The 14,426-nt window shown below is 67.5% G+C and carries 13 protein-coding genes and 2 pseudogenes; 1 reads left to right on the top strand and 14 read right to left on the bottom strand.

Translation table 11 applies throughout. The features are described 5' to 3' along the window. Position 1: 1 nt before the first annotated feature. The 12 genes and pseudogenes from AAFL97_RS22075 to AAFL97_RS22020 form a co-directional block, all read right to left on the bottom strand. The gene (locus AAFL97_RS22075) at positions 2–1,000 is read right to left on the bottom strand and encodes a DmsE family decaheme c-type cytochrome (protein WP_341646759.1); all 999 of its coding nucleotides are present in this window, start codon (positions 998–1,000) and stop codon (positions 2–4) included. A gap of 210 nt (positions 1,001–1,210) precedes the next feature. After that, entirely contained in the window at positions 1,211–2,278 is a 1,068-nt protein-coding gene (locus AAFL97_RS22070) for an AraC family transcriptional regulator (protein ID WP_341646758.1), read from the bottom strand. Positions 2,279–2,674: 396 nt separating this feature from the next. Then, the gene (locus AAFL97_RS22065; protein ID WP_327084816.1) at positions 2,675–3,304 is read right to left on the bottom strand and encodes a NapC/NirT family cytochrome c; all 630 of its coding nucleotides are present in this window, start codon (positions 3,302–3,304) and stop codon (positions 2,675–2,677) included. Between the two features lie 23 nt (positions 3,305–3,327). Then, positions 3,328–3,780: a nitrate reductase cytochrome c-type subunit gene (locus AAFL97_RS22060; protein ID WP_341646757.1), complete on the bottom strand. Its 453-nt coding sequence runs from the start codon at positions 3,778–3,780 to the stop codon at positions 3,328–3,330. Then, positions 3,777–4,724: a quinol dehydrogenase ferredoxin subunit NapH gene (gene napH, locus AAFL97_RS22055; protein WP_341646756.1), complete on the bottom strand. Its 948-nt coding sequence runs from the start codon at positions 4,722–4,724 to the stop codon at positions 3,777–3,779. Before napH ends, AAFL97_RS22060 begins: the two co-directional genes overlap by 4 nt. Further along, a pseudogene (gene napG, locus AAFL97_RS22050) lies at positions 4,721–5,610 on the bottom strand (ferredoxin-type protein NapG). Before napG ends, napH begins: the two are co-directional and overlap by 4 nt. A gap of 70 nt (positions 5,611–5,680) precedes the next feature. Next, positions 5,681–8,227: a nitrate reductase catalytic subunit NapA gene (napA, locus tag AAFL97_RS22045; RefSeq protein WP_341646755.1), complete on the bottom strand. Its 2,547-nt coding sequence runs from the start codon at positions 8,225–8,227 to the stop codon at positions 5,681–5,683. A gap of 1 nt (position 8,228) precedes the next feature. After that, positions 8,229–8,483 carry a chaperone NapD gene (locus AAFL97_RS22040; protein WP_263461099.1) on the bottom strand — a complete coding sequence of 85 codons (255 nt, stop codon included), beginning with the start codon at positions 8,481–8,483 and terminating at the stop codon, positions 8,229–8,231. Continuing rightward, complete coding sequence (gene napF / locus AAFL97_RS22035; RefSeq protein ID WP_341646754.1) at positions 8,480–9,016, bottom strand: ferredoxin-type protein NapF; 537 nt, start codon at positions 9,014–9,016, stop codon at positions 8,480–8,482. The genes AAFL97_RS22040 and napF overlap by 4 nt, the downstream gene beginning before the upstream one ends. Positions 9,017–9,137: 121 nt before the next feature. Further along, entirely contained in the window at positions 9,138–9,788 is a 651-nt protein-coding gene (narL, locus tag AAFL97_RS22030) for a two-component system response regulator NarL (protein WP_341647218.1), read from the bottom strand. 156 nt (positions 9,789–9,944) lie between these two features. After that, positions 9,945–10,421 (bottom strand): annotated as a pseudogene (locus AAFL97_RS22025) (ATP-binding protein); the annotation flags it as partial. Then, positions 10,321–11,736, bottom strand: a complete 1,416-nt coding sequence (locus AAFL97_RS22020; protein ID WP_341646753.1) for a HAMP domain-containing protein — start codon at positions 11,734–11,736, stop codon at positions 10,321–10,323. The pseudogene AAFL97_RS22025 and the gene AAFL97_RS22020, both read right to left, overlap by 101 nt. A gap of 274 nt (positions 11,737–12,010) precedes the next feature. On the opposite strand from AAFL97_RS22020, the gene AAFL97_RS22015 reads away from it, so the two are divergent. After that, complete coding sequence (locus AAFL97_RS22015) at positions 12,011–12,706, top strand: Crp/Fnr family transcriptional regulator (protein ID WP_263461095.1); 696 nt, start codon at positions 12,011–12,013, stop codon at positions 12,704–12,706. Here the strand turns inward: AAFL97_RS22015 and AAFL97_RS22010 are convergent. Together AAFL97_RS22010 and AAFL97_RS22005 are read right to left on the bottom strand one after the other, a co-directional pair. Continuing rightward, positions 12,703–14,124: a 3'-5' exonuclease family protein gene (locus tag AAFL97_RS22010; RefSeq protein ID WP_341646752.1), complete on the bottom strand. Its 1,422-nt coding sequence runs from the start codon at positions 14,122–14,124 to the stop codon at positions 12,703–12,705. The two genes, AAFL97_RS22015 and AAFL97_RS22010, sit on opposite strands and share 4 nt — an antisense overlap. A gap of 37 nt (positions 14,125–14,161) precedes the next feature. Beyond that, positions 14,162–14,350: a DUF3460 family protein gene (locus AAFL97_RS22005; protein WP_263461093.1), complete on the bottom strand. Its 189-nt coding sequence runs from the start codon at positions 14,348–14,350 to the stop codon at positions 14,162–14,164. Positions 14,351–14,426: the final 76 nt, after the last annotated feature.

Raw genomic sequence — 14,426 nt, 5'->3', positions numbered from 1 at the left:
ATCAGCGCTGGAAGCGGGCACCCGCCGGGTGGTTGCTGCCGTGGATCTGCGTGTGGCAGTTCTGGCACGAGCGGCCCATGACGCGGGAATTGAGCCCGGTTTCGTTGCCGGCCAGCTGTCCGGCGTTGTAGAACGCGGACGGATGGTTGGTGTTGGCATGGCACTGCTGGCACAGCGCGGGACGGGCGACCTGCAGCAGCTTGTCGTGGTTGCTGCCGTGCGGCGTGTGGCAGTTGGTGCAGGCCTCGCGCACCGGCGCATGCTCCCAGATGAAGGGGCCGCGCTTCTCGGCATGGCAGCTGTAGCAGAGGTCGTTGACCGAGTCGGCCTTGAGCAGCGGCGCGGTGACCGTGCCGTGCGGGTTGTGGCAGTCGGCGCAGCTCATCTTGCCTTCGGGCACCGGCATGTGCGAACGCTTGCGGAACTCGGCGCGCTGCTGCGAATGGCAGCTTTCGCAGACCTGGGTGATGCTCTGCTTCTTCAGCAGGCTGGTGCCCGAGAAGCGCGCCATCGGGTTGTGGCAGTCGCTGCAGGCGAGCTTGTTCAGATCGTGGGTGGAGCCCGGCCAGTGCATGCGCTGGCCGCCTTCGTGACAGCTCAGGCACTGCCCGTTCATCTTGTCGATCGGCGTGCCCCAGGACTTGGTGAAGCCGACGATCAGCGACTTGTCGACGATCTTGTCCCAGGCCTCCTCGCCCTGCGCCACCGGGTCGGTCGATTCGACGGCCATGTTCTCGGCGTGCAGCGAGCCGGGGCCATGACAGGCTTCGCAGACCTGGCGCTCGACATCGTTCCTGGGGTTCTGGCGGAAGATCTTGGCATGCAGGGTATGGCCGAAGTGGGATTCCTCGACCTGGTGACAGGAGACGCAAACCTGTTCGCCGACATAGGTGGCGTGGCGGGCCGGCTGCCCGTCCGCGGCGTTGGCCACACTCGCCGCAAGCAGCGAAACCGCCGCCAGCATCGCCCGCAGGGCAGGAAATACACCGGGAACTTTCATGTCTTCGTCTCCTCGCCTGCAATGCCGGCGCATCACGGCAGCCGCCGGCGAAACGGCGGCACCCATCGGGTGAAAACAGAGGGAGAACACCACCCCGAGCGGACGTGGCACCGCCTTGGCGGCAAGCACGCGCGGGACACCCTCCTTTGGCTTCTGCCTCGGGTCGGGCGCCTGACTGTCCGCGGCCGACTCCGGGCTGTAACTGGATCGTTACAAATTTGGCACGAGTCTAATTCCCTTACGCGCACGCGCCTTGCCGGAAAGTGAACCGATGTTTGCGCAATCGGTCGCCGTGCCCTGGGTGCAGGGCGCGGCGCCGCTGCAGCAGGGCGCCAGCCCGTTCCTGACGTCGCTCGGGCTGACGCCGAAACGGGCGCGGAAGGCGCGGCTGAAGTGGGCCTGGTTGGCGAAGCCCCATTCCTGCGCGATCAGGTGGACCGGTCGCTTGAGCCTGCCGGGTGCGGACAGCTCGCGATGGCAGGCGTCGAGCCGCTCGGCGGTGATCCACTGCATCAGCGTCATCGTGCAGCGGGCTGACGCGCCCCGGGCGAAGAGGCGGTGGATATAGCTCGCCGACAGGCCGACCTCGGCGGCGATCAGCTTGACGTCCAGTTCGGCATCGGCCAGATGGGCACGCGCGAAAGCCTTGACCCGCTCGAGATGGTAGGCCTCGACCGACGACGTCTCGTCCCCGACCTGGCGGGCGAAGCTGGCCAGCATGCCGCCCAGCAGGCCGAGCAAGGCGTCGGCGCAGGTCTTGAAGTCGGAGGGCGCCAGGGTTTCGCGCTGGCCGAAGATGCTGCGCAGGGTGCCGGCGAACACCGCCGCCGAACCGCAACAGGACGCCATACAGGACACCGTCAGCGGCCGCCAGTCGCGCATCACCCCTTCCAGCGCGGGACGCGGCACGCGCAGCACCAGATGGCAGAACTCTTCGGGTAGCTGGAGCGTGAACGCAGCGGCGGCGTCGAGCAGGTGCAGCGACCCGGGCTGCAGGCGCGCCTCGCGCGGCCCCTGCCTCAACGAGCCGCTGCCGGCCACGTTCAGCAGTACGGCGGCGCCATCATTGACGCCCTGCACCTGCATCACGTGCGCGGAGCCGCACACTTCGAACATTTCCAGCATGCCGAGCCGGAAATGCTTCAGATGCAGGTCGAACGGCGCCGACGCGTCCGCCTCGATGTGATGACCCGACTGCAGCAAGGCATCCATCTCGGTACGGCAATGGGCGATGCGTTCGTGTTCGAACCTCGCTTCGGCAGCGATTATCTCGGTCATCACAAGCCTCCTCCGGACCTGTACGTGCAGGTTTATTGTTTTGTAACGGCCTATGTCGGCCTTTCGTGGCTTGTACTACGAAACCGGGAGCTTTTGGCCGTGGTGGCGCCGTCCGAATATGTTCTTGATGCCGGAAATGTCGTTTATGAACAACATTTTTGCGGAATACAGGGTAAATTATGCAAAATGCAACTTGACGCCATGCCGCCCCGATGGCAGAGGAGTCCATCCCGGCGGTATTCCGGGCCGTAACCCGGCAGCCCTTTCACGCACCTCCATGCAAAGAAAAAACGCAGCGCCATGGCGCTGCGTTCCTTCGAGCCGGAAGCGGCTGTCGGTGCCCTTGCCGGCCGAACCCAGAGCGGCCGGGTACCGGCCGCCCTCGCCGTGCGCTCCTTATTCAGGCGTCCCCTGCCGGACCGGCGGGTGCAGCACTTCAGGCGCCACGCCTTCGTGCGGGAGGCCGATGTGCTGATCGACCGGCGGCAGCGAATGGGCGATGCCCTTGTGGCAGTCGATGCAGGTCTGGCCCGCGGCGAAGCCGGACTGGTGCATCTGGTTGGAGCGGCGGCCCTGCACCGAGTAGTCGAAATACTCGTAGTTGTGGCAGTTGCGGCATTCCTGCGAGTTGTTCGCCTTCATCCGCCCCCACTCGTTCTGCGCCAGGCGCAGGCGCTCGGCGGCGAACTTCTCAGGCGTGCTGATGGTGCCCATGATCTTGCCGTACACCTCGCGCGAAGCCTTGATCTTGCGGATCATCTTCGGCCCCCACTCCTTCGGCACGTGGCAGTCCGGGCAGGTCGCGCGCACGCCGGTGCGGTTCTGGTAGTGGATGGTGTTGCGGTACTCCTTGAAGACGTTTTCCTCCATCTCGTGGCAGGAAATGCAGAACTTCTCCGTGTTGGTCATTTCCAGGGCCCAGTTGAAGCCGCCCCAGAAGATCACGCCGGCGGCGAAGAGCAGCGCGATGGCAGCCCAGCCGGCGCCGCGAATGCGCTGCATCAGGCTCTTGTTGTTGTCGGTCATGGCGATCCCCGTTGGTCGATGCGTCAGCGCAGCCCTTCCGCGCGCTGGAAACTGTTGCCGACCAGCGGCTTGGCGTCGGTCTGCGGCACGTGGCACTGCATGCAGAAGTAGCGGCGCGGCGAGATGTTCGACAATTCGCCGCCGTCACGGTCCTTGAAATGGGTCAGGCTGACCTTGGTCGCGCCGGTTTCCTTGTAACGGCTCCAGGCATGGCAATCCATGCACTTGTTGAAGTTCATCGTGACTTCATAGCCTTCGACCTTGTGCGGGATCAGCGGCGGCTGCTGCACGTACTCGCGGTCGATCGGCGCCTGGTCGGGCAACTGGCGGAAGTGGCCGACCTGCGGCTCGGGGTCGGCGACATCGGCGCCGCGGATGCTCTTGACCGTCTGGGCCGTGGCCACGGACGGCATCACCGCGCCGAAGCCGACGGCGGCGACGAGCGCGAGTACCAGATTGCGTGTGATTTTTTTCATGACTCGCTCCTGTTGAATCGGGTCGTAATACGGAAAACGTCCTTGCCGCAGACATCCACGCAGCGTCCGCAGGTGGTGCATTCGGCATCCAGAATCAAGGGGTGGTCCTGGCCGACGCCCTTCAGCGCCGGACGGATGACCTGGGGTTCGGGGCAGACCGCGAAGCAGTCCATGCAGTCGTTGCAGTCGCGGCGCTTGTCCGCCGACACCTTGAGCAGCGAAGCCCGCCCCAGCAGGGCGTAGAACGCGCCTTGCGGGCACAGGTGGCCGCACCAGCCGCGCGGCGCGATCAGCAGGTCGTACAGGAAGATGCCGCCGACGATGCCCCAGGCCAGGCCGAAGCCGAAGATCAGGCCGCGATGCAGCATCGATACCGGATTCACCCACTCCCAGGCCAGCGAACCGGTCACCGCGGCGATCACCAGCACGAAACCGAGCAGCCAGTGGCGGGTATTGGCCGCCGGCGCCTTGCCGCCTTTCAGGCCGAGGCGGCGACGCAGCCAGGCGGCGGCGTCGGTGACGAGATTCACCGGGCACACCCAGGAGCAGAACAGCCGGCCGCCGAGCAGCAGGTAGAAGGCGAGCACGATGCCGCCGCCCAACAAGACCTCGCGGTAGGGCCACTGGCCCGCGGCGAGCTGCTGCGCGATCAGGAAGGGGTCGGTCAGCGGCAGCAGACCGAGCGTCAGGCTCGACGACAGGTTGCCCTTGACGATCCACCAGCCGAACCAGGGTCCGACCAGGAACAGCGCCAGGATGCCGAGCTGCGAGGTTCGCCGCAGCAGCAGCCACTTGTGCGCACGCAGCCAACCCTTGGCTTCGATCGCCTCGTGCCCGGGCCGCGCCACCACGCCGCGCATCGCCGCGCCGCGCACGCTGGTGGGCGGAACCTTGCGCTCCGGCCGAGTGCCGGTCGCCTGGCCGCTCGTCGTCTGCGCGTTCATGGCTTCCACCCCGAATCGAGGCCGCCGCCCGGCGGACGGGCAGGCGCGTAGTCGGGCACCGCCGGCGGCGCCTGCGGGCCTTCGCCCGGCCGCACGCGGGTGTCGCCGTAGGCCTTGTCCTCCAGGCCGCGCACCGGCAGTTCGAGCTGCTCGCCGATCAGCGATTCGCCGGCGGCGTCCTTCTCTTCCCAGCCGCGCATGTAGTGCTCGGCCTTCGAGCCCTGCGCGAGCTTGATCGGCAGCACCTTGATCGCCGACTCGCCGGGCAGCACACAGGATTTCTCGCACTTGCCGCAGCCGGTGCAGTGCTCGGAATGCACCGTCGGCAGCAGCATCGCGTGGCGGTCCGAGCGCGGGTTGTGCATGCGCTCGAGCGTGATCGCCTTGTCGATGACCGGGCACACGCGGTAGCAGACGTCGCAGCGCAGGCCGAGGAAGTTGAGGCAGTTCTCCTGGTCGATCAGCACCGCCAGCCCCATCCTCGCCTCGCCGATGTCGGTGAGTGCGCGGTCGAGCGCGCCGCTCGGACAGGCGACGACACAGGGGATGTCCTCGCACATTTCGCACGGGATGTCGCGCGCCAGGAAATACGGCGTGCCGGTCGCCACGCCGTCGCCGAGCTCGGCCAGCTTCAGCGTGTCGTAGGGACAATCGCGCACGCACAGACCGCAGCGCACACAGGCGGCGAGGAAAGCGGCTTCGGCGAGCGCGCCGGGGGGCGGATGGCAGTCGCCGGCAGCGCCGAAGCCTGCCTGGCGTACATGCCGGCGCCGAGCGCGAGCAGGCCCGCACCGCCGGCGACGCCCGCCGCATCCTTGAGGAAGCGGCGGCGCGGCGACGGCGTGCTGGCGGCAGCACGGCTGGTCGGTTTCATGGTGTCGTTCATGGTCGTTGCGAGCCCGCGCCCGGCCCTACCCCCCGGTCGGCAAAGCTACGGTGCTCGCACCTCCGGTGGATCAGGCCTTCATCACCTTGACTGCGCACTTCTTGAAGTCGGTTTCCTTCGACAGCGGGCAAGTGGCGTCGAGCGTGAGCTTGTTGACCAGCCTGGCCTCGTCGAAGAAGGGCACGAAGATCAGCCCGACCGGCGGCTTGTTGCGGCCGCGGGTTTCGAGGCGGGCCGTCATCTCGCCGCGGCGCGACGCGACCTTCACCACCATGCCGCGCTGCAGGCCGCGCTTGTGGGCGTCGTCCGGGTGCATGAAGACCTGGGCTTCGGGCACCGAGCGGTGCAGCTCGGGCACGCGGCGGGTCATCGAGCCGGTGTGCCAGTGTTCCAGCACACGGCCGGTGCACAGCCACATGTCGTACTCGGCATCGGGCATCTCGGGCGGATCCTGGTAGGGCAGCGCGAAGACGACGGCCTTGTTGTCCTTGTGGCCGTAGAACTTCACGCCTTCGCCGGCCTTGACGTAGGGGTCGTAGCCTTCACGGAAGCGCCACAGGGTTTCCTTGTTGTCCACCACCGGCCAGCGCAGGCCGCGCGCCTTGTGATAGACGTCGAAGTCGGCGAGGTCGTGGGCATGGCCGCGGCCGAAGGCAGCGTATTCCTCGAACAGGCCTTTCTGCAGGTAGAAGCCCAGTTCCTTCGATTCGTCGTTCATGTAGCCCGGGATCGCGTGGGCGTTGGCCTTCTCGACGTCGGACAGCGGGAACTTGTTGACCTGGCCGTTGGCGTAGAGCACGTCGTACAGGGTCTTGCCCTTGTACTCCGGCTTCTTGTCGATCAGTTCGGCCGGCCACACTTCCTCGATCTTGAAGCGCTTGGCGAACTGGATGTACTGCCACAGGTCGGACTTGGCCTCGCCCGGCGCCGACACCTGCTGGCGCCAGAACTGGGTGCGGCGCTCGGCGTTGCCGAAGGCGCCTTCCTTCTCGGCCCACATCGCGCACGGCAGGATCAGGTCGGCCGACAGCGCGGACACGGTCGGATAGACGTCCGACACCACGACGAAGGCTTCCGGATTGCGCCAGCCCGGGTAGATCTCGTCATTGATGTTCGGACCGGCCTGCATGTTGTTGGTGGTCGTGGTCCAGTAGCACTTGATCTTGCCGTCCTTCAGCGCCCGGCTCTGGGCCACGGCGTGATAGCCGATCTTGGCCGGAATCGTGCCTTCCGGCAGTTGCCACAGCTCTTCGGTGTGCGCGCGATGCGCCGGGTTGGTGACGACCATGTCGGCCGGCAGGCGGTGGGCGAAAGTGCCGACTTCGCGCGCGGTGCCGCAAGCCGAGGGCTGGCCGGTCAGCGAGAACGGGCTGTTGCCGGGTTCGGAGATCTTGCCCACCAGCAGGTGGACGTTGTAGATCATGTTGTTCACCCAGGTGCCGCGGGTGTGCTGGTTGAAGCCCATGGTCCAGAACGAGACCACCTTGCGGTTCGGGTCGGCGTACTGCTCGGCGAGCTTGAGCAGGCGGTCTTCCGGCACGCCGGACAGCTTCGACACCTTCTCCAGCGTGTATTCGGCGACGAAGGCAGCGAAGTCCTCGAAGCTGCAGTCGCGCGCCGCGCCGGTGTCGCCCTTGGGCTTGCCGTCCTGACCCGGATAGCCGTTGCTGGTGGCCTTGGCTTCGAGCGGATGGTTGGGGCGCAGGCCGAAACCGATGTCGCCCTCGCCGATCTTGAACTTGACGTTGCGATTGACGAATTCGGTGTTGACCCGGTTGGTCTGGATGATGTGGTTGCAGATGTAGTTCAGGATCGCCAAATCGGTCTGCGGCACGAAGATCATCGGGTTGTCGGCCAGCTCGTAGGAGCGGTGCTCGAAGGTCGACAGCACATGGACTTCGCAGCCATCCCTGGACAGGCGGCGGTCGGTGATGCGGCTCCACAGGATGGGGTGCATCTCGGCCATGTTCGAGCCCCACAGCACGAAGCTGTCGGTGTTCTCGATGTCGTCGTAGCAGCCCATCGGCTCGTCGATGCCGAAGGTGCGCATGAAGCCGACCACCGCCGAGGCCATGCAGTGGCGCGCGTTGGGATCGAGGTTGTTGCTGCGGAAGCCCGCCTTCATCAGCTTGGAAGCGGCGTAGCCTTCCCAGATCGTCCATTGGCCGGAGCCGAACATCGCGATCGATTCCGGGCCGTGCTCCTTCAGCGCGGCCTTCCACTTCTGTTCCATGATGTCGAAGGCCTGGTCCCACGACACCGGCGTGAACTCGCCGTTCTTGTCGTACTTGCCGTTCTTCATGCGCAGCAGCGGCTGGGTCAGGCGGTCCTCGCCGTACATGATCTTGGACAGGAAGTAGCCCTTGATGCAGTTCAGGCCGCGGTTGACCGGCGAATCCGGGTCGCCCTGGGTGGCGACGATACGGCCGTTCTGCACGCCGACCAGCACCGAACAGCCGGTGCCGCAGAAGCGGCAGGCGGCCTTGTCCCAACGCACCTTGGTGCCGGCGCTGGCCACGCCCTGCGCCTGGGTGACCACCGGAATGCCGATGCCGGCGGTCGCGGCGGCCGCGGCGACCGCATTGCTCTTGATGAAATCACGCCGATTCATGCTCATTTCATTCCTCCGTCAATTCCAGACCGTCATCGGTATATTCGTAAGCCAGCGTCACCGCCTGCACCTTGGGCGCGAGGTTCACCGCGAGGATCGAATCGGTGACCGACCAGCCCTCGCCATCCTCGACCGTGACCACGATGCGGCCGACCTCCTCGGAAGAGCCGTGGATCTCGACCCCCGGGATTTGTGCCAGCGCCGCCTTGATTTCCGGGAAATCCGCGGGCAGCGCCCGCAGCACCAGACTTGCAATCTTCATCGTTCGCTCTCTGTCGGAAATTCGTTCGCCACCCTGTCCGCCGTCACCGCGATCGCCCGCGTCGGACAGGGCGCGAAGCAGGCACCGCAGCCGGTACAGGCTTCGGCGTCCAGTTGCGGCAAGGCCACGCCGCCGAGACGCGGACGGAAGCGGATCGCTCCCACCGGGCAGTTTTCGCCGCAGACACGGCATTCGACGCCCGATTCGGCGAGGCAGCCGCGGCCGATGCTCGCCTTCAGCGCCCACGGCGCGCCGTCTTCCGCGCTGCGCACCAAGGCCTGCGGTTCGCAGTGCGCCACGCATTCGCCGCAGAACGTGCATTCACCCGCGCCGGCAGAAAAGTCGACACCGGGAAAGCCGCCGTCCGCCCTCAGCAGGATGTCGGTCGGACAGGCGTCGATACAGGCATCGCAACGGCTACAGGCGGCGAGGAAGGCCGCCTCGACCCGCGCCCACGGAGGACGGACGGCCGGAGCCACCACGCGCATGCCACCACGCAGAAAACCCCGACGGGAAAGTGAAGCCGTTTGCACGAATCCTCCGGGCAGCCTATGTACGGCGTGCCATATGTACGCCGCCGATTCAAACCCATAGTCGGAGTGCGGTCATTGACCGCCGTCAAGAACGGCGCGAATGCGGGAGGCTGCCCGGCCGTCAGCTACGCAGGTGCGCCACCGCCCACACCGCGGCTTCGACGCGCGAGCGCAGGTCGAGCTTGCGCAGGATGTGCTTGACGTGGACCTTGACCGTGCCTTCGGCGATGTCGAGCTCGCGCCCGATCATCTTGTTCGACAGCCCGGCGGCGATCTTCTCGAGGATGCGCGTTTCCTGCTCGGTCAGGCCGGCGGCATCGGGCGTCTGCGGCCGGGCTTCGCTGCGCAGCGCCGCGGCCAGCAGGTGGTTGAGCTGCGGCGGAATGACGACGCGGCCGGCGGCGACGTCGGCAAGCGCTTCCAGCATCGCCTCGGGCTCCATGTCCTTCAGCAGGTAGCCGTCGGCGCCGCCGCGCAGCGCGGCGACGACGTCCTCGCCCTGGTCGGACACGGTGATCATGACCACCCGCGGCTCGGGCTTCAACTGGCGCAACTGGCGCAGTACTTCCAGGCCGTTGAGGTCGCGCATGTTGAGGTCGAGCAGCACCAGGTCCGGCTGCCGCGCGCGCGCCATCTCGATGCCCTCCTCGCCGCCGGCCGCCTCGCCCACCAGGCGGAAGCCCGGCACCGTCTGCAGCAGCTGGGCGAGCCCCTTGCGGAACAGGGGGTGATCATCGACGATCAGGACGGATTCGACGGACGGTTCGCTCATCGGCGGTTTCCTTGCTGGAACAGTGCAGTGCCCGTAGAACGCGGGCGGAATGGCAGGCAGGGAGGATTGCGCGGAAGCAGGCGCGGCGGTGACGGCCCGGAAGCGGACACCGACGCGGGTACCGCCTTCGCTGCGGCGGCCGATCTCGATCGTGCCGCCGAGGCTGCGCGCGCGTTCGCGCATGATCGACAGGCCGTGGTGGTCGCGGCCGCCGATCGGCCCTTCGTCGATGCCGACGCCGTCGTCCTCGATCGCGACCGTGACGTAGCCCGCTTCGTCGCACTCCAGGCCCACGCGCGCATGGCGCGCCAGTGCGTGGCGCAGCATGTTCGACAGCGCCTCGCGCACGATCTGCAGCACGTGGACTTCCTGGTTGGGCGTCAGGCTGCAGCCGGCCAGGCGGATGTCGAGCGTGATGTCGACATCCGCGCGCTCGCCGTATTCCGCCACCGCCGCGCGCAGCAGACTGCGCAGGTCGCCGGACAGCTCGAGGCGGAAGGACACCAGCAGTTCGCGCAACTGGCGGTAGGCATCATTCACCCCGTTGCGCAGGTCGCCCAGGATCGTGTCCGCATCGCTCAGGCGCGCCGGATCGGCCAGCGCGCGCTGCAGCAGGCTCATCTGGATCTTCATGTAGGACAGCGACTGCGCGAGCGAATCGTGCAGCTCGCGCGCGATCACCGAGCGCTCTTCCTGCAGCGCCAGCAGGCGCTCCTGCTCGCCGCGGCGGGCGGCCCCAAGCGCCATGCCGATGTGGCGCGACAGTGCTTCGACCAGTTGGCACTGCCAGTCCTCCAGCCCATGGTCGGCCGGCAGCGCCAGCCGCAGCATGCCGTAATGGTGCTCGCGGTCGCGCAGCGGAAAGCGCAGCAGCTTGCGCTCGCCTTCGACCGTTTCGCCGGCTGCCGATTGCGCGCGGCAGGCGTTGCAGGCCTCGTCGCCGCGCGCGCTGCGGTCGACGCAGGGGCCGATGGTCGAGGCGATCACCGTTGCCGCCCCGCCCTGGCGGGGCTCGATACAGGCGAAGCTGCCGTCCAGGCCGGCGACGTGGTCGATGTCGCGCAGCGTGGCCTCGTACACCCGCCGGCTCGGTCGGCGCCTGGTAGAGGCGGGCAATGGCGTGGTAGAGCAGTTCCAGCGCGCGGTTGCTGCGCTGCAGCTCCAGCGTCTTCTCCGCCACGCGCTGTTCCAGGGTCTGGTACTGGCGCGAGATCTCGCCCGCCATCAGGTTGAAGGTCGCGCCCACGCGGCCGAGTTCGTCGTGGCCGACGTGCTCCACGCGCGCCGAGTAGTCGCCGCGCGCCACCGCCCGCGTCGCCGCCAGCAGGCCGCCCAGCGGCTTCAGCAGCGAAGCGCGCAGCACCACCAGCGCCGCGGCGATGACCACCAGCGTGACGATGATGGCGCCGGCCAGGATCTCGCTCAGGTCGCCGATGCGGGCCTCGGTATCCTGCTCCAGCACGAACACCAGGGTATTGAGCTGATCGACGAAACGGTCGACGTCGCCGAGCAAGGCCTCGATCTGTCCGGCCGATGCCGCCGGCCCCAGTTGCGCCACGCCCTTCAGGCTGGATCTGACGCTGAGCCGCCAAGCCGATTCGACCCCGCGATAGGTGGCGGCGAACAGCCCGCCGGGCTCGCGCTGCACGATGCGCTGCAGTTCGGGGTGTTCCAGCACGCGCTCGAAGTCGGCGATGGCGGCCTCCACCCGCGGCAGCGACAAGGTTCCGCTCGGCGCCCCCGCGATCACCAGGCTCGCCGCCCGATGGGTCAGCCGCCGCAGCGCACCGGCGTGGTTGATCGCGCTGGCACTGCCCTGCACGCTCTCGGCGACCATCACCGACGCGCTCATGCCGGCCAGGCTGATCAGCGCGAGCGCGAGCATCGCCACCGCCACCAGCAGCAGGATCGAATGCCTGACGATCAGGCGCGGCATCGCGAGCTTCATGCAGTCCCTCCGGCGTCCCGTTTGCCGACGCCCCCTGTGTTTTCCCTGCGGATCCAGCCTCGGGCACGGTCCCGGGTCCGGATTTCCGGCCTACCCCTTTATACCTGCAAGTGCCGGGCATCGGCTGGGTACGAACATCTCATCCAATGTTTACAGGCACTTGCATGCCATGCAGATACCTCTTTGGAGGTATGCCGTGCGCCTGCACCGCCGCTGCCCTGCCTTGGATGCATCAGCCCCCCTGACTAGACTTGGCTGCAGCCAGCAGGAGCCGATGATGACACGAGTAAAAACCCCCGCCAGCATCCCCAGCCTGAGCGAGATCGCGCCCTTCGATCTGCTCGGCGACGCGCGCCTGCACCAACTGGTCTCCGCCTCGCGCCTGATACGCGCGGAACGGGGCGAGATCGTCCTCCAGGCGCAGGACGTTCCCTCCTGTATGCACGTGGTCCTCGACGGCGAAGTGAAATGCCTGCTGCTCGCGCCTTCGGGCAGCGAGAAGCTCATCCGCATCGTTGGCGCCGGCGACATCTTCGCCGAGGAAGCCGCCCTGCTGGGGCGCCCGGCGATGGCAATGGCAATGGCCGGACGCAATACCCGGCTGCTGCAGGTTCCCGTGGCGCTGGTGCGCGAAGCGATGGCCGCCGAACCCACGTTCGCCGAGGCCATGAGCACCCGCCTCGCCGCCGCCAGCTACGAGATGATGATGCACATGCAGCTCTGTATCCAGCTCAGCAGCACCCAGCGCGTGGCGCAGTATCTGGCTCAGCTGGCACCGCAGGGCGCCGAGCATGCGGAGATCCATCTCGCCTCCGACAAGCAGACCATCGCCGCCCAGCTCAACCTCACCCCCGAGACCTTCTCGCGCGTGCTGTCGCGCTTCGTCCGCGACGGCCTGGTGCGCCCGCAGGGGCGCCGTGGCCTGGTGCTGGACAAGGTCAGCCAGCTCAGGCGCGCCGCATCGCATTAAGGCAACGGCTCGACAGCGTCCAGATGGGCGGGCACGGCGAACCAGCGCCCGAGCAGGCGCCAGGTGTCGATGTCGAAGCGGCGCTCGCGCACCACCGTCGGCAATTCCTCGCGCCGCGCCACGCTGCCGAGGTGGCACCACTGATCGAAGACATGCCAGGCTTCGCGCCCCGAATGGGCATCGCGCTCGCCGACCACCACCGCGCCCGGCCATGGCCAGGGTTTGACGCCGAGCGAGGCCAGACCGCCCAGCAGCCTGGCGTCGTGTTCCGCCGCCGTTTCCCGGCGGGCACAGACGCCGGCGCAGCGGCGCGCCTGAAACGCCGAGCATGCTCCGGCCGTACCCGGCTCCAGGCCGAGCCGGCGCGGACACAGGCGGTAGAGCATGGCCAGCTCGCGCAGCCGGTTGTCCGCCTCGCGCTTGTTGCGGAACAGGCCGTGCAGGCCCGCCCAGGTGGCGGGATCGGTGCCGGCGACCGGCACTCGCTCGTAGATCGGCGGGCGGCGGCGATTTTCGATCAGGCGTAGCGCAAACGCTTCGCCACCGTCTTCGGGCAGGCGATTCGACGGCGGCCGCAGGCGCTTGACGAGTTCGGCTTCGAGCAGCAGCGAACCGAGTTCGCCGGCCGTTGCTATCCATTCGATGCGGCGGGTCCGTTCGCGCAGCTCGGCGTCCTTGCCCTTGCGCGTGCTGCCGGCGAAATGCTCCTTGACCCTTGCCCGCAGGCTGGCGGCGCGGCCGATGAACAGCGGGCGGTCGATGCGCCCGGGCGGCGGCGCTTCTGCTTCGGCATGCAGGAAATAGATGCCGGGCTCGTCCGGCAAGGCTTCGAGCAAGCCCTCCGGCAGTCCGGGCGGCGACGCCGGCGCCTTCATCGCGCGCTCGACCGCGCGCTGCAGCACTTCGGGCTCGAAGCGCGCCTGCGCCAGCTGCACGAACTGCCACAGCGCCTCGGTGTCGCCCATCGCCCGGTGGCGGGCGCCGCAGTGCAGGTCGTGGCGCTCGATCAGCGCATCCAGCCCATGGCGGTGATGCTCGGGAAACAGCGCCCGCGACAGCTTGACGGTACACAGCACCGGCGCATCGAAATCCCGCCCGATGCGGGCGAAGGCGTTCTTGATGAAGCCGAAATCGAAGCGGGCATTGTGGGCGACGAACACGTGGCCGGCCAGCAAGGCCTGCACCTGGTCGGCGAGCTCGCCGAAGCACGGCGCGCCGGCGACCATTTCGTCGCTGATGCCGGTGATCTGCCGGATCAGCGGCGGGATGGGCGTCTGCGGGTCGACCAGGCTTTCCCAGCGGTCGACGAGCACGCCATCCTCGACACGGAGGATGGCGATCTCGGTGATGCGGTCGCGTACCGGATGGGCGCCGGTGCTTTCGACGTCGATGAAGGCAAGCCGGCGCGGCAGACTCATGCGTTCGGCGCCCGGCCCGGCAGCAAGGGGAGACGGCTCAGTGATTGGCGTCGTAGTAGTAGGGCTTCACCGGCACGCGCGCTTCCTGCAGGCGCTGCTGCTCCTCGACCGATTGCGGCTTGTCCCACCACAGGGCGCGGCCTTTCTTCTGCTCGGTCTGCTCTTCGGGATGCTTGGCCATCCACTCGCGCATGAACTTGGTGTGATCGGATTCGTACATCGCCATCGTCGGGCCCCCTGTTCTGAAGTGGCCGCAATTCTAGCAGCCGGCGGCGCCGCTGCGGCGATGCAGCGCCCCGTGC

The sequence above is a fragment of the Thauera sp. SDU_THAU2 genome, assembly GCF_038260575.1.
GTDB lineage: Bacteria > Pseudomonadota > Gammaproteobacteria > Burkholderiales > Rhodocyclaceae > Thauera.
The sequence above is the reverse complement of the archived record's forward strand: the minus strand, read 5'-3'. Positions and strand labels throughout refer to the sequence as shown.

Coding starts and splice junctions, on each gene's coding strand:
- AAFL97_RS22075 (WP_341646759.1), bottom strand. CDS start 1,000: ATGAAAGTTCCCGGTGTATTTCCTGCCCTGCGGGCGATGCTGGCGGCG.
- narL (WP_341647218.1), bottom strand. CDS start 9,788: ATGAGCGAACCGTCCGTCGAATCCGTCCTGATCGTCGATGATCACCCC.
- napH (WP_341646756.1), bottom strand. CDS start 4,724: ATGAACGCGCAGACGACGAGCGGCCAGGCGACCGGCACTCGGCCGGAG.
- AAFL97_RS22040 (WP_263461099.1), bottom strand. CDS start 8,483: ATGAAGATTGCAAGTCTGGTGCTGCGGGCGCTGCCCGCGGATTTCCCG.
- AAFL97_RS22020 (WP_341646753.1), bottom strand. CDS start 11,736: ATGAAGCTCGCGATGCCGCGCCTGATCGTCAGGCATTCGATCCTGCTG.
- AAFL97_RS22010 (WP_341646752.1), bottom strand. CDS start 14,124: ATGAGTCTGCCGCGCCGGCTTGCCTTCATCGACGTCGAAAGCACCGGC.
- AAFL97_RS22015 (WP_263461095.1), top strand. CDS start 12,011: ATGATGACACGAGTAAAAACCCCCGCCAGCATCCCCAGCCTGAGCGAG.
- napA (WP_341646755.1), bottom strand. CDS start 8,227: ATGAGCATGAATCGGCGTGATTTCATCAAGAGCAATGCGGTCGCCGCG.
- AAFL97_RS22060 (WP_341646757.1), bottom strand. CDS start 3,780: ATGAAAAAAATCACACGCAATCTGGTACTCGCGCTCGTCGCCGCCGTC.
- AAFL97_RS22070 (WP_341646758.1), bottom strand. CDS start 2,278: ATGACCGAGATAATCGCTGCCGAAGCGAGGTTCGAACACGAACGCATC.
- AAFL97_RS22005 (WP_263461093.1), bottom strand. CDS start 14,350: ATGGCGATGTACGAATCCGATCACACCAAGTTCATGCGCGAGTGGATG.
- AAFL97_RS22065 (WP_327084816.1), bottom strand. CDS start 3,304: ATGACCGACAACAACAAGAGCCTGATGCAGCGCATTCGCGGCGCCGGC.